Annotated in this window: 11 protein-coding genes and 2 pseudogenes; 6 read left to right on the top strand and 7 right to left on the bottom strand. The window is 67.4% G+C overall.

The genetic code is table 11. The features are described from left to right. Window positions 1–3 precede the first annotated feature (3 nt). The 3 genes and pseudogenes from SLUN_RS31620 to SLUN_RS41650 form a co-directional block, all read right to left on the bottom strand. The gene (locus SLUN_RS31620; RefSeq protein WP_108153363.1) at window positions 4–786 is read right to left on the bottom strand and encodes a thioesterase II family protein; all 783 of its coding nucleotides are present in this window, start codon (window positions 784–786) and stop codon (window positions 4–6) included. Window positions 787–855: 69 nt separating this feature from the next. Next, a pseudogene (locus SLUN_RS31615) lies at window positions 856–1,215 on the bottom strand (carboxyl transferase domain-containing protein); the annotation flags it as partial. A 176-nt stretch (window positions 1,216–1,391) separates the two neighbouring features. Beyond that, entirely contained in the window at window positions 1,392–2,162 is a 771-nt protein-coding gene (locus SLUN_RS41650) for a MarR family winged helix-turn-helix transcriptional regulator (RefSeq protein WP_254710187.1), read from the bottom strand. Between the two features lie 370 nt (window positions 2,163–2,532). On the opposite strand from SLUN_RS41650, the pseudogene SLUN_RS31600 reads away from it, so the two are divergent. Then, a pseudogene (locus SLUN_RS31600) lies at window positions 2,533–2,727 on the top strand (CorA family divalent cation transporter); the annotation flags it as partial. 193 nt (window positions 2,728–2,920) lie between these two features. Here the strand turns inward: SLUN_RS31600 and SLUN_RS31595 are convergent. Next, window positions 2,921–3,208 carry a hypothetical protein gene (locus SLUN_RS31595; protein WP_108153361.1) on the bottom strand — a complete coding sequence of 96 codons (288 nt, stop codon included), beginning with the start codon at window positions 3,206–3,208 and terminating at the stop codon, window positions 2,921–2,923. A gap of 800 nt (window positions 3,209–4,008) precedes the next feature. Here SLUN_RS31595 and SLUN_RS31585 point away from each other — a divergent pair. From SLUN_RS31585 to SLUN_RS31575, 3 genes are all read left to right on the top strand, one after another. Next, window positions 4,009–4,812 (top strand): hypothetical protein, encoded by an 804-nt coding sequence (locus tag SLUN_RS31585; protein WP_108153360.1) that lies wholly within the window; start codon window positions 4,009–4,011, stop codon window positions 4,810–4,812. A gap of 188 nt (window positions 4,813–5,000) precedes the next feature. Next, complete coding sequence (locus SLUN_RS42130; protein ID WP_108153359.1) at window positions 5,001–6,533, top strand: HD domain-containing phosphohydrolase; 1,533 nt, start codon at window positions 5,001–5,003, stop codon at window positions 6,531–6,533. A 358-nt stretch (window positions 6,534–6,891) separates the two neighbouring features. Beyond that, on the top strand, window positions 6,892–7,320 hold the full coding sequence (locus tag SLUN_RS31575; protein WP_159100357.1) for a nuclear transport factor 2 family protein: 429 nt from the start codon (window positions 6,892–6,894) through the stop codon (window positions 7,318–7,320). Window positions 7,321–7,512: 192 nt separating this feature from the next. On the opposite strand, the gene SLUN_RS31570 is transcribed toward SLUN_RS31575, so the two are convergent. Next, the gene (locus tag SLUN_RS31570) at window positions 7,513–8,241 is read right to left on the bottom strand and encodes a DeoR/GlpR family DNA-binding transcription regulator (RefSeq protein ID WP_108153357.1); all 729 of its coding nucleotides are present in this window, start codon (window positions 8,239–8,241) and stop codon (window positions 7,513–7,515) included. A 656-nt stretch (window positions 8,242–8,897) separates the two neighbouring features. After that, on the bottom strand, window positions 8,898–9,797 hold the full coding sequence (locus SLUN_RS31565) for an aminoglycoside phosphotransferase family protein (protein WP_175313903.1): 900 nt from the start codon (window positions 9,795–9,797) through the stop codon (window positions 8,898–8,900). Between the two features lie 288 nt (window positions 9,798–10,085). On the opposite strand from SLUN_RS31565, the gene SLUN_RS31560 reads away from it, so the two are divergent. Continuing rightward, the gene (locus tag SLUN_RS31560) at window positions 10,086–10,418 is read left to right on the top strand and encodes a hypothetical protein (RefSeq protein WP_175313905.1); all 333 of its coding nucleotides are present in this window, start codon (window positions 10,086–10,088) and stop codon (window positions 10,416–10,418) included. Between the two features lie 40 nt (window positions 10,419–10,458). Here SLUN_RS31560 and SLUN_RS31555 read toward each other — a convergent pair. Continuing rightward, window positions 10,459–11,639, bottom strand: a protein-coding gene (locus SLUN_RS31555) for an IS3 family transposase (protein ID WP_108153356.1) whose coding sequence is annotated in 2 segments (ribosomal slippage) — window positions 10,459–11,375 and window positions 11,375–11,639 — 1,182 coding nt in all. Because the reading frame shifts where the segments join, the coding sequence is not laid out codon by codon here. Window positions 11,640–11,711: 72 nt separating this feature from the next. On the opposite strand from SLUN_RS31555, the gene SLUN_RS31550 reads away from it, so the two are divergent. After that, on the top strand, window positions 11,712–12,875 hold the full coding sequence (locus SLUN_RS31550; protein ID WP_257153830.1) for a metallophosphoesterase family protein: 1,164 nt from the start codon (window positions 11,712–11,714) through the stop codon (window positions 12,873–12,875). Window positions 12,876–13,066 lie beyond the last annotated feature (191 nt).

Genomic DNA, 13,066 nt, shown 5'->3' with positions numbered 1-13,066 from the left:
CCGTCACCGGTCCGACGCGGGCGGGCCGGTCAGCGACAGCTCCGTGATGCCGGCCGAGATCGCCTCCATCACCGCCGTCGCATGGGAGTTGAGGTAGAAGTGGCCGCCCTCGTACACCTTGAGTTCGAAGCCGCCGACCGTGTGCTCGCTCCAGGCCTTCGCCTCGTCGAGCGTCACCTGGGGGTCGTCGTCGCCGGTGAGGGCGACGACGGGGCAGTCCAGCGGAGGGCCCGGAACGTGGCGGTACGACTCCACCGCCTTGTAGTCGCTCCTGACGGCCGGGAGGATCACCCGCAGCATGTCCGGGTCACCCAGGATCTGGGAGTCGGTCCCGCTGAGCTTCTTGAGCTCGTCGATCAGGCCGTTGTCGTCGCGCTGGTGCACGTTCCCGTCCCGCGTACGCGACGGGGCGCGCCCGCCGGAGACGAAGAGGCGCAGGGGCTTGATCTCCTTGCGCTCCAGGCGCCTGGCGACCTCGTACGCCACCATGGCGCCCATGCTGTGGCCGAAGAGGGCCAGCGGCTTGGTGTCCAGGGACAGCAGCTCCTCGACCACGCGGTCGGCCAGCTCGCCGATGTCACTGACACACGGTTCGCTGTGCCGGTCCTGCCGGCCCGGGTACTGGACCGACAGCACCTCGATCGACCGTGACAGCGTGCGGGAGACAGGAAAGTAGAAGGTGGCCGAGCCTCCCGCGTGCGGGAAGCAGACGAGCCGGACACCGGCATCCGGCGCCGGGTGGAATCGGCGCAGCCACGCTCCGTCGTGCCTGGTGTTACCTGTCATGGTTCCTGGACGTCCCCTCTGTCTTGCGGTCTTGCCGTCTCTGTCCTGCGGTTCTGTGTTCTTGCCGGGTCACATCGGCGGGTTGCCGTGTTTGCGCGAAGGCAGCCGGGCGTCCTTCGTGCGCAGTGCCTCGAGTACCTCGAGTGCCTCAAGTGCCCGGATCAGTACGCGCCTTGTCCCGGCGGGGTCGATCACGTCGTGCACGAGTCCGCGTTCGGCGGCGTAATAGGGATGCATCAGCTCCTGCTGGTACTCCTTGATCCGCTGGGCCCGCACGGCCTCGGGGTCGTCCGCCGCAGCGATCTCCCGGCGGAACACCACGTTCGCCGGGCCTTCCGCGCCGATGGAACGCGAGTCCGTGACGATGCAGGAACCGCCGTACGCTTTGCGGAGAATCAGCTGGATCCGGAGGACTTTAGCATGGCAGTAGATTCCATGATCGGCAATGAGAACGGGAGCCGCCCCTGCCAGTTGGCTTCCGACCGGGTTGGTATGCGTGCGGGAGTGTCCGCACCGATGGCAGGCCGGGGGTCGACAGTTTCGGTGGTCCCGGGCCCTCTTGGTCCGCGTCCTTGACAGGCGCGGCTCAGTAGCGCCCGGCTCCGTCAGTGATCGTTGTCGCCGGTTTCGGGTGGCGGCGCGAGAGCGAGCAGGGCCTCGACGAGGGCGGCGCGGTCGGGGGCTGCCTCGAAGTGGTCGTGGTCGATGGCCTCGACGTGTTCGATGGCCCGTCGGGCTAGCTGGACGCCTTCGGCGGTGACGCGTAGTCGTTTGATCCGGGTGTCGTGCGGGTCCTGCTCGCGGGTGATGAGCTCTTTGTTCTCCAGAGCGCGGGCGGCCTGGGATGCGATCATGGCGTCCATCCCGGTGTGCTCGGCGAGTTGGCACCGGCTGGGGGTCCTGCCGTGGCGGCCGAGCCAGCAGGTGCCGGCGAGCACGACGAATTGAGGATGGGTGAGGGCGAGCGGTCGCAGGGCGGTCGCGACGGCGCGCTGCCATTTCATGGTGACGCGCCAGAGCAGGAACCCGGTGCGGCTTCCCCAGGGCCCCTGCTCGTGTTCGGCGGTGCTGGTCACCCGGCCTGCCCGGCGGCCTTCGCCTGGGCCTGGACGGCCTCGGGGAAGTCCTTGGTGATCTGCGGGCCGAGTTCGGGGCCCATCTTCTGTGCGGCGGGAACCTTCGATCTCCAGCCGGTGCGTGATCCGGCTGCCGCCGTCCGGCAGGGCGGCCTGGCGGTGGACGAAGCTCAGGGTGACCGCGCCGGGGATGACCGTCTCGTCGGTGAAGCCCTCGCCCGGCTCGCCCTGCCTCTGCCACCTCGGTCGCAGCACCACTACGGCTCGCGCGCGGTCCCGTCCGGAGTACCCGGCGTCCATGTACCGCCCCCTGCACTCAGGCCATCCCCCTGCCACAGAACGGTCACCACAGGCTGGACCGCGGCACCGTCGCCTCCCTCAGCCGTCCCACCGTCCAGGCCCCCGCCGCCCACGCAGCGAAGACCGAAACACCCGTGGCTGACGGAAGGATTTCGCAGCGAACCAACTGGTCGCGCGTGCATGACCGCAGCACCGAAGCCCCCTCCCAAGCGGGACGGTGCTGGGGAGAATCTGGGGAGTCTGAGCGCCGCTGGGGAGCGCGTGGGGAGAACCGGCTACGTAAGGCCGTACGAACTTGAAAGGGCCAGAAAGATGCGTCCACCAAGGTCAGAGGCCTAAAGCCCACGAAAGCCCGGTTCAGGGGCACGTGGACGAAGAGTTCAAGAAAATCCCGTCCTGGGCAGCCATTCTGTTTGCACCCACGCTAGTGGGAACGATTTACGGAATGAACTTCGCCCAGATGCCGGAACTGCGCTGGGCGTTCGGCTACCCCTTCGCCGTCGCCCTCATGGCCATTGTTTGTGTGAGTTTGTACTTCATCTTCAAGCGTCGCGACTGGCTATAGGCCGCCACCCTCTGACACTATCAATGTCATCCCCTTTGCGATCACACACTTTTTTCCATAGCGTTCTATGCCCGCTGGGGAGTGGCTGGGGAGAATCAGCGCTCTGTGATCTCTTCTCCCTTCCGAACGGCAACCGCTGGATCCGTCACCTGTACGGAGCCGTTGAATCTACTGCGGCGCCAACACCCTGCCTTCACCACCGGCTACAGCCCTCTGTCGGCGCCGTCGGGTTCCAGTCGAGGGGCAGTGGTCGTACCGTGACGAACGCTGGCTCCAGTTGGACCGTCTCGTACATCTCGGCGGACGTCGTGATCGCGGTCATCATCTCCAGGACGTGCCGGGCCAGTTCGCCAGTTGTCCGGTGTGCTTCGTCGCCGCGGATGGCCCGTGCCATGTCGAGTACGCCAAGGCCGCGCCCAGCCGTGCTGCCCACGACCGGCAGTTCCCGCCAGTCCTTGTCCTCGAACCCGCGTACCAGCAAGGGGTCCGTGGAAGGCGTTCGGGTCCGGCAGGGACAGCGTGCCCTCCGTGCCGGTGATCTCGATCATCGTGCGCGGCACCGAGGCGAAGCTGAACGTGGAGGATGTTCTTGCTGACCGTGATGCCCAGTTGACGGGCCAGCCCCAACCAGCACTGGCCCGCCTGGAGCAACGGCGAACACCACGACAGCTGGATCAGCAACTGGGTCGGCGTCACCAACATGTTCACCGCCTACGGCACCGACCACCCCCGCCTGCGCAAGCGCGCGACGGACCGGGGCCGTGTGCTGCGCCGCGCACCTCGCCCGGATCACGAGATGATCAAGCACCGTGACCTGCTCTTCACAGCTTCCACGGCCTGTGAAACTCTCCGCTCGGCACCGCGGTGTCCGCGCCGCGAGGGCTACTCGGCGGCGGCCGCGCCACGCCGGCGCATGATCCGGCGCCCGCCCGAGCCCGACACAGAGAGCTGCCGTCCGGTCACCCGCACCTGACGGAACCAAAACCCTGGTTCTGGCGAGCAGTCAGGATGCGCTGGGCACTTCGGCGGGATCGTCCGAGACCGTGGGCTTGACCGCCCGGCCCGCTGCCCGAGTGAGGCCTTTTCGGGCGATGCAGGCATGTTCCAAAAGCTCTTTGACACTGGGACGTTGCAGATGTCCGCGAACTGTCACGGCGTTGCCGTGGGTCGAGGAGCCGCCTTTCGCGGGGCGGTTCGCGTGCGCATGATGATCACGCATCCGACCACGGGGCAAGCGGCATGGGCCGTCGGCCCCTCTTCCAATGAAACGGGGACATCACTATGGCGTCCGCTCTCAGGGCCAAGTCCTTTCTCGTCGCCGCTGCGTTCCTTGCGGGGACCACGCTGCTGACTGCCTGCCAGGACGACACCACCGGTCAGGGCTCTTCGTCGAAGACCGCTGCTCCCGCGGCGTCGGCGAAGGTGCCGGCGGGGTCGAAGGGGGTCAGCGGGACTTTCGCCGGCGGCACGGTGGAGTATCTGGCGCCGGGCAAGTACATCGTGAACGCCAACGGCAAGGAGCAGCAGTTCCTCACCGCCGAGGACACCAAGGTCTACGGCGCGGGCACCATCTGCGGGAAGTACAACCCGGCCGCCAACACCCCCTGCACGGTCGATGACCTGGAGAAGGTGCTCAAGAAGGGGTCCATAGCCGCAGACGTGGTTATGAAGGGCGGCGTTGCCACCGCGGTTACCGAGCGTGCTGCACCCGACGAGGGTGACCCGGTCGACGACAGCAAGGACGGCTCCGGCGCCCCGGGCGGTGGCGAGGACGAGGGGACGATTGACGGCATCAACAAGGGCAAGGGCGTCAACGGCACCTGGTTGGGCAAGGTGTCGTACCTGGCGCCGGGCAAGTTCACCGTGTCGGACATGAAAGGAACCGAGCAGCAGTTCTTCCTGGCGAACGGCACCGAGATCTGGGGATACGGCGTCATCTGCGGTGACGACAACACCGGCGAAGGCGGACAGGGGGGCACCGAATGCACCGAGGAAGAACTGGAGAAGGCCGCCAAGGGTTCCGGCCTGACCGCCAAGGTCGTCATCCTCAACGGCACCGCCACCACGATCACCGAAGACCACTGACACCGCGGACGCGAGTACACGCAGCGCGGCCGGACCGCGCTGCGCCCGCATGGCGCACAGCCGGCGTGGCATCGCACCGGGGCGTGGCCCCCCTCCCTGCCGCGCGCGGCTGCTGCTGAGGCCTCGCGTTCTCCCCTACGTTGTCCGGATTGAGCTGGGGCGGGGAAATACCCCTTTACGATGCGCGGATGCAGAAGATCCGAGTTGCCGAGGTGCTGGCGGCCCTCTCCCTGACCACCGATGTCGCTGCGGGGATGTCATTCGAAAAGGGCCTGCGTATGTGCGCGGTCGCCACGACATTCGCCGACGCCGTACTCGGAGTCGACTCGGTCACCCGCCGGGTGGTCTTCGAAGCAGCCTTGCTGCGCTCGGTCGGATGCACCTCGTTCGCACCGGAACTCGCGGAAGTCTTCGGTGACGATATCGCTTTCCAGACTGCCTTGAAGCGCCTGGACCACGGCGACGAGGCAGTGTTCGCAACACAGATGCGCACCTTCGGCGACTGGGCCGGAGATGACCGACCGCGCTTGGCGCAGACCTTCATCGACGTCTTCCCCACCATGGGAGTCGAGGCAATGCGCAGCGGGTGCGAAACCAGTCGCGCCCTTGGCACCGGGCTGGGTCTGCTACCGGACTCAGTGGCGGCACTGGACGATGTCTACGAACGATGGGATGGACGCGGCATCCCCGACGGCTGCCGCGGAACGCAGCTGTCGCAGGCCGCACGAATCGTGCACGTCGCCGAACAAGCGGTACTCGCCCATGACCTGGGCGGCGCACCGGCCGCGGTGGCCGAGGTCCGTCGGCGCAGCGGCGGCCATCTCGACCCGGACCTGGCCCGGGCCTTCGTCGCCGACGCGTCGGTCGCACTCGCGCCGCTGGAACAACCGAACGCTCTCGCCGCAGTTCTCGACCTCGAGCCGGTGCCGCACGTCACCGTGCCGTTCGCTTCGCTTCCACAGCTGTGCGCGGTGCTCGCCCGAGTGGTTGATCTCAAGAGCCGGTGGCTGCTCGGACACAGTGAGCACGTCGCCACTCTGGCCGCGGACGCCGGCGCGCTTGCGGGACTGGATCCGGCCGCGGTCGCCGAGTTGCGCTGTGCCGCTCTGGTGCACGACCTCGGCAGGGTCGGGATTCCGACCAATATCTGGGACCGCCCGAGCCAACTGGGAATAGCCGAGGTCGAGATGGTCCGGATGCATACCTACTGGACCCACCGGATCCTGGAGAGAATACCCGCCCTCGCGTCGCTGGCCCCGATCGCATCCGCGCATCATGAGCGGGTGGAGGGCGGTGGCTACCACCGTGGAGATCCTTCCGGAAGTCTTCCCTTCGCCGCCCGCATCCTCGCTGCGGCGGATGTTTTCGCCGCCCTCACCGAACCGCGCGCCCACCGTGAGGCGTTCACCGTGCAAGCCGCAGCGGATGTGCTGGTGCACGAGGCCGACACCGGAGGTCTCGATCGGGAGGCGTGCGCGGCCGTCCTCGGGGCGGCGGGGCTCCCGAGGCCCCGCCGAGTGCTGCCGGCGGGTCTCACCGAACGGGAAACAGAGGTGCTCTGCCTGGCGGCCCGGGGCATGAGCAACCGGCAGATCGGCGAACGGCTGTCGATCTCGAGCCGGACCGTGGGGCACCACTTGGCTCACATCTACGACAAGACCGGTCGACGCAGCAGAGCCGGTGTGGCGGTGTTCGCCATGGAGCACCGACTGCTGCCCTGACCCACCCACTCCCGGCCGGACGGCGTTCACAGCCGTTCTCCCGACGGCACGCTTCCCCCTACGCTGCTCGTTCCGCGACGTCCGTCCGTGGTTCACCGCCGCCACTCCGACGAACAGGCGCCGCCAAGCGCTCGGACGCCCGCATCGAACCCCGCTGTGCGCTGATAGGCCGATTGACCGATGCCGCCACAGCCCACCCGGATGTTCATTGGTCGTAGCTCCCCGGCCGTGCACGGCCGGGGAGACACGAGCAGGACACGGAGCGCAGGCACCGTTCCTGATGCTCGGCCGCACCGGGCCTGTCGTCGCTCAAACCGTCGGCGGCCGACCGTACAAGGAACCAAGGATGGGACTACAGATGACCGCCAGAGTGACGATGGGCTCGCAGGACACCCGGGCGTCGAGGAACCAGGGGGTGGTGGCCCAGATGTACGCCGATCTGAGCCGTGGGGACGGTGAAGCGGTCCTCAGCACGCTGAGTGAAACAATCGAGTGGGTTGTCGCCGCCGGGTTGCCCTACGGCGGAACCTACCGCGGCCGTGAGGCAGTGCTGGTCAACGTGTTCGCCCGGTTCGACACGCAGTGGGACGACTTCGCCGTTGACCCGGCAGAGCTCGTTGCCGTCGAGGACGTGGTGATCGCCCTGGGGCACTATCAGGGGCGGGGCCGTGAGACGGGTAAGGCGATGAAGGCACGTTTCGCGCATGCGTGGCGCTTCGAGGACGGTGTGCCGGTCTCGTTCGAGACCATCGCGGACACGGGCATCATGGTCGCCGCCATGTCATAGACCGATCACGGCAGGGCTTCTGCGCACCTGGTTGTGCCCGCCGCCGGGGACCGGCGGCGGGCGTGTGCGTGCGTCATCCGGCACACCCTGGCCGCGGCTCTCGGCACACCTGCGCACCGTGTGGAAGGCCTACGGCCCACTGTCCGAAGATCTCCGGCGTGCCCGGTGGTCACTGAACCCCGAGCGGGCCGCTCACACCCGGATGACCTGAGGGCCCAGCAGCGAATAGCGCTGGGCCTCCGTGGCGGACAGCGAGGTATCGGTGATGATGGCTTCGAGCTCCCGCACCTCGGCGAACCGGCAGAAACTCACCGCGCCGAACTTGGTGTGGATCCCGACGAGTATCCGGCGCCGGGCCGACTTCACGGCCTGCGCCTTGACCTGGCCGACCGCCGGATCGGGCGTGGTCAGCCCATGCTCACGGGAGATGCCGTTCGCACCCACGTACGCCAGGTCGATCACGAAGCCGGCCAGCATTTCTTTCGCCCATTGATCCACCGTGGCCATTGTCGTGCCCCGAACTCGACCGCCCAGCAGCAGTACCTGCGCGTGGTCGCGCTCGGCCATGACGGCTGCGGTGGTGAGGGATGTGGTGACGATGGTCAGCCGCCGGTCCTGCGGCAGCGCCTGCGCGATCAGTTGTGGGGTGAAGCCCTCGTCGATGAAGACGGTCACGGCTTCCCCGAGCAGTTCGGCCGCCGCCGCCGCAATCCGGGTCTTCTGCGGTACATGCCGGGTGGCACGAGTGGCCAGGGTCGTCTCGAATCCGGCGCTCTCGACAGGGTGGGCGCCACCATGCGTACGCCGCACCAGACCGAGAGCCGCCAGTACCCGCAGGTCGCGGCGCACGGTCTCCGGGGAGACGGACAAGTCCGCCGCCAGGGTGGCGACGTCCACCGATCCGTCCCGACGCGCGACCATCAGAGCTTCTCGTCGGCGTTTGTCGGCGTTCAGGGTCTTCCCCTCCCCCGTCCTGTGGACGGCACGGTCGCTGGTCGCGAGCCATCCGTAGGTCCTCGGCAGGCCGCATTGGTGTCTTCTGGTGGCTGAACAAGGTGCGGGTGGCTCACGCCCCAGAGGCACTCGTGAGCCAACGAGCCAACGAGCCAACGAGCTGACGAGCTGACGATCGGGCGAGTTGCAGTACCGATGTTGTCCGAGCGCTGCTGTGACGGCATCGGTCAACCGGCCTATGGCGAGGCACTGTCGGCCACATTCCCGCCGATGCCCCAGCCGTCCGGTGACCTCCTCGATCAGGACCGAGGTCGTTGCGCGCGCGTTCTCCGTAGGGGAGACGCACTGCCGCGTTCTGGATGGACGAACCGGTCGAGAAGCTGCCGGTGGGCATCGACCGGCTGCGGCAGGACCGGATCCTCGAATAAGCCCTCGCCGGCGGTGCCGATCCGCTGCACCTCGCGCACGTCTTCTCCCTCGGCGCCAAGACCAGCCTCCGCTATACGTCCGCCGTCGCCACCTCGGCCGCCGAAGACGATTCGCGCTGTCCCTGAACCAGCAGTCGGGCGAGCTGCGGCCGGGCTGGACCGCCCGATTGCACTGGGTACTCCTTCAGGCTGGTGTCATGCGGCGTGCTCGTGATCGGTGACGACTTCGTGGATGACGTGTCGTGCGATGGCTGCCATGACCGGGTTCGTGTCTCGGTAGTAACGCAGTTCGTCGAGCGCGATCGACAGAGCCCAGCCGCGGCCTCGCGCCCAGGCCGCGTCATCGACCTCCAGAGCGGCGCGGAAGACTCCGCGCGCGTCGGCCGGCAGCAGGTACCACGCCGCAATCAGGTCGACGGCGGGATCGCTCACGCCCAGGCACCCGAAGTCGATGACGGCGCTGAGCCGCCCACGGACGATCAGCAGATTTCCCGGTTGCAGGTCCGCGTGGACCCAGACCGCCGGGCCGGGCCGCGCGGGAGCCTGCAGGGCTGCGTCCCAGGCGGCGGTCGCCGCGTCGGTGTCGACGATTCCGTGCAGTTCCTCGATCGCGTGGCGCGTCGCGGCGTCTCGCATCGCCAAGCGCTCGCTGCGGTAGGAGGGAGGCCCGTCCGCGGGATCGATCCGGTGCAACGCGGCGACGAACTCCGCCAGGTCCCTTGCGAGCAATCCGGGTTCCGCGATGCGCTCGACAGCCGGATTCTCGCCCTCGAGCCAGCGGTAGACGGACCAGTGCCAGGGATAGCCCTCAGCAGGCCTTCCCTTGCCCAGCGGTACGGGAATGGCAACGGGAAGCCGCGGGGCAAGCCGCGGCAGCCACTGGTGCTCCTTCTCCACATCGTTGGCGGCCCCCGCGATGCGGGGGAGCCGCACGACCATGTCCTCGCCGAGCCGATACATGGCATTGGATGTGCCGGCGGAGTCGACCAGAGTGACGGAAAGGCCCGCCCACTGCGGAAACTGCGCAGTGATCAGCCGACGCACGAGAGATACGTCGATGTCCAACTCCTCAGCGTGCATCTTGCGAGCGCGCATGAGGCACCCTCCAGTACTGGGGCGATTCCACCACGCGACAGTCGACACGCCTGCGTGAAGGTAACTGGACCGCCGATGGTCGCCGGCCGACGGCAATATGAACGCTCCGGGACATCGCCAGTCAACTCATTTAGGGCAACCGTGGGTTCATGCCGAGCACCCTTCAGAGTGTGATTCCCCGTCCCCGCCTTTGGTGAAGCACAGTCGAGGCTTCGACCACGCCGTCGTTTCAAGTCCTCGCCGCCGGCCGCACTGCTGCCGTTCACCACCCGTGGGCACGAACCAGGCATGTACTGCTGCCTCTCCGCTCCCCACGACTTCCTGCGATCCGCCGCAACCCTCGCACCCGCCCTGCTCCGGGCCCTCCACCTTGGCGCCCATCGCAGTACGGCACCCGCACGCCACCTCGGCGATCCCGACGCCGTATCTGCCGTCAATCTGGAACTGGTCACTCTCACCGAGGACCGGGCCGTCATCACCTGGTACACGGGCGTGCCCGGCAGCGACGACGGGCTCGGCCGCATGCTCCCCGCCGTGACCGAGGGCGAAGTCGTCTACGGAACCCACCCCGCCCGGCTGAACCGCACCGCGGCCGAAGGCCGCCACACCGCCTACCACTGAGGGGCCTCGCGTTTTCCGGACAGGTGTCTGACCGTCTATTTCACGCGGCGATTCGCAACTTCTCGTATTCGGCGTGGACTTCGCGTGGAGGGCGGTAACCCACCGCCGAGTGGAGGCGTTTGCGATTATACCAGAATTCGATGTAGCGAGTGATGTCCTGCCGGGCGGCCTCGCGGGTCAGGTAAGTCACCCTTGATACACGCTCGTTCTTCAGGGAGCCGAAGAATGATTCGGCCATGGCGTTGTCGAAACAGATCCCGGTGCGGCCGGAAGATCTGCGGAGCCCGAACCGGTCGAGCGTCTTCCCGAATTCGGCTGACATGTAGTTGCTTCCGCGGTCGGAGTGAAATATCGCGCCGGCCGAGAGGTTCCTGTTCCGTGCCGCGTTGCGGATCGCCCTGGATATCAGTGGGGTTTGGTAGTGGTCGTCCATCGCGTAACCGATGACTTCCTTCGTGCAGCAGTCGATGACCGTTGCGAGGTACAGCCAGCCTTCCCCGGTCGCGATGTAGGTAATGTCGCCGACGAGTTTTTCGCCGGGTGTGTCAGCGGTGAAGTTGCGGCCGACGAGGTCCGGCACCTGGCCGACTGTGGCCTGGGTGAGGCTGAACCTCTTCGGCCGCGGCTGGCAGGGCTCAAGGCCCAGCTCGCGCATGAGCCGGCGGACCAGTTCCAGGCCGGTGGTGATGTCCCAGCGGTCCAGCTGTGCCTGGATGCGCCGGTGGCCGTAGGTGCCGTCGGACATGTCGAAGGCTTTCTCGATGAGCAGTTTCAGTTCGTCGCGCCGTTGGGCCGTCGCGGATTCCGGGCGGGATCGCCAGTCGTAGTAGCCGGATCTGGATACGCCGAGTCGGCCGCACATGAACTCGACGCTGTATGCGTACTCCTCGGTGTCGAGCCGCATCTCGTCGATGAACTCGTACTTGCTTGCTACCGGGGATCCTTCGCGAAGTACGCTGCGGCTTTTTTCAGGAAGGTAACTTCCATCTCCAGCTCGCGGTTGCGTCGTTCGAGTTCCTTCAGACGCGCCCGCTCGTTCACCGTCAGTTCCGCGTCGGGAGCCGGTTCCTGCTGCTTCTGGTGCTTCTTGACCCAGCCGCGTAGCGTCTCCGGGTTCAGCTCAAGCTCCCGGGCGACTTCGGAGATCGTCTTGCTTGACCTCAACGCGATCTGGACGGCTTCCTCGCGGAACTCCGGCGAGTACTTGCTGGGTGGCGCCACTTCTTCCTCGTTTCCTGTTCAGGACAACCCTATTGGGTCCCTGTCCGGAAACTTCGTGGCCCCTCACACTATGTGGAGCTGACCGATCTGGAACCCGGCCAGATCTACTACTACCAGGCCCGCTCCCGGGGTTCGGCGGCCACGCCCACACCACTACACCTCGTGAAGGGCAACGCCGTGGGAACCTCCCTCCACGGGTTCGGCTCGCGCGGCGGCCCCTACTCGTTCACGACGCCGCAGCCACCGCCGGGCCGCCATCTGCTGTCGATCGCGCTCTGCAACGACCTGCACCTCGGTGAGACCACCGCCGGGCTGGTGGCCGGTGTCCCGCTGCTGCGCGGTGTCTCGCAGCGGCTCGGCCTCGCCCCGTATCCGGAAATCATGGGCAGGGCCCTGGTCGACGAGGCACACCGACGCGGAGCCCACCGTCTGCTGGCCGCGGGGGACATCTCGGCCGGTGGCGCGCCGCGGGATCTGACCGAGGCCAAGCGGATCCTGGACGGGTTCGGCACCCATGGGCAGGACTACTTCGCCGTACGCGGAAACCATGACCGGCCCAGGCCCCACAACAGCCATGGAGGGTTCGGTGACGGCTTCCGGGACGGCTTCCTCGGCGGCGACAGGCCCGCGTACTTCGCCCGTGACCTCGGTGGTCTGCGGATCGTCGGACTGGACACGTACGAGAAGAGGGGGAACGGCGGCGACGCGGGCGGACTCTCACCCGACCAACTGTCATGGTTTCGAGCCCAGTTGAGGGAGCACAAGGAGCAGCCCACCGTGGTCTTCGGGCACCATCCGCTGACCGTACGCAACTCCCTGTTCCCCGTGATGAGCGGGCAGCGCCTCAACCGCCGCCAGGCGCGTACGATCCTCGACTCCTACGCCGCCGCCCCCGGCGTCTTCCTCCACCACGCGGGTCACACCCACCGCAACAAGCGCACCGTCCTTCCGCAGGCGCGGCACGTCACGCTGCAGGAGGTCAGTGCCGTGAAGGAGTACCCCGGCGGCTTCTGTCTGCTGCGGATCCACACGGGCGGCTACGCCCTCAACTACTACAAAACCAGCAGTGGACCGGCCCGGGAATGGAGCGAGCGCAGCAGACATGTGGCGGCGGGCCTCTGGCCGCAGCACGCCCTCGGCCGGTCGGTCTGCGACCGCAACAGTGTCGCTGCGCACGACCTCTCCGGCATCACTCCGCCCGCATCGCGGCCAACGGATTCCCTACCGGTTCACTGAGCCGCCCGGGACTCCGCAGCGCACCGGGTCGTGGACCGGCCGACCGCCAAGGGTCCGTCGAACATCACCGGCTGCCTGTCCCCTTGCCGAGCCTCGGCGTTTCGGCCACCGACGGGTCAGAGGTCGCCCCCTACGCCCCAACGGTGGTTGCACCGCGCACCTTGCCCGTCCCGCGCCCTCATGCGGAATCC

The sequence above is a fragment of the Streptomyces lunaelactis genome (assembly GCF_003054555.1).
GTDB lineage: Bacteria > Actinomycetota > Actinomycetes > Streptomycetales > Streptomycetaceae > Streptomyces > Streptomyces lunaelactis.
Note: the sequence above shows the minus strand (reverse complement) of the source record. Positions and strands in the feature narration are given on the sequence as shown.

Excerpts from the sequence above, each read along its gene's own strand:
- SLUN_RS31620 (WP_108153363.1), bottom strand. The coding sequence starts at position 786 with ATGACAGGTAACACCAGGCACGACGGAGCGTGGCTGCGCCGATTCCAC.
- SLUN_RS41650 (WP_254710187.1), bottom strand. The coding sequence starts at position 2,162 with ATGGACGCCGGGTACTCCGGACGGGACCGCGCGCGAGCCGTAGTGGTG.
- SLUN_RS31585 (WP_108153360.1), top strand. The coding sequence starts at position 4,009 with ATGGCGTCCGCTCTCAGGGCCAAGTCCTTTCTCGTCGCCGCTGCGTTC.
- SLUN_RS42130 (WP_108153359.1), top strand. The coding sequence starts at position 5,001 with ATGCAGAAGATCCGAGTTGCCGAGGTGCTGGCGGCCCTCTCCCTGACC.
- SLUN_RS31575 (WP_159100357.1), top strand. The coding sequence starts at position 6,892 with ATGACCGCCAGAGTGACGATGGGCTCGCAGGACACCCGGGCGTCGAGG.
- SLUN_RS31570 (WP_108153357.1), bottom strand. The coding sequence starts at position 8,241 with ATGGTCGCGCGTCGGGACGGATCGGTGGACGTCGCCACCCTGGCGGCG.
- SLUN_RS31565 (WP_175313903.1), bottom strand. The coding sequence starts at position 9,797 with ATGCGCGCTCGCAAGATGCACGCTGAGGAGTTGGACATCGACGTATCT.
- SLUN_RS31560 (WP_175313905.1), top strand. The coding sequence starts at position 10,086 with ATGTACTGCTGCCTCTCCGCTCCCCACGACTTCCTGCGATCCGCCGCA.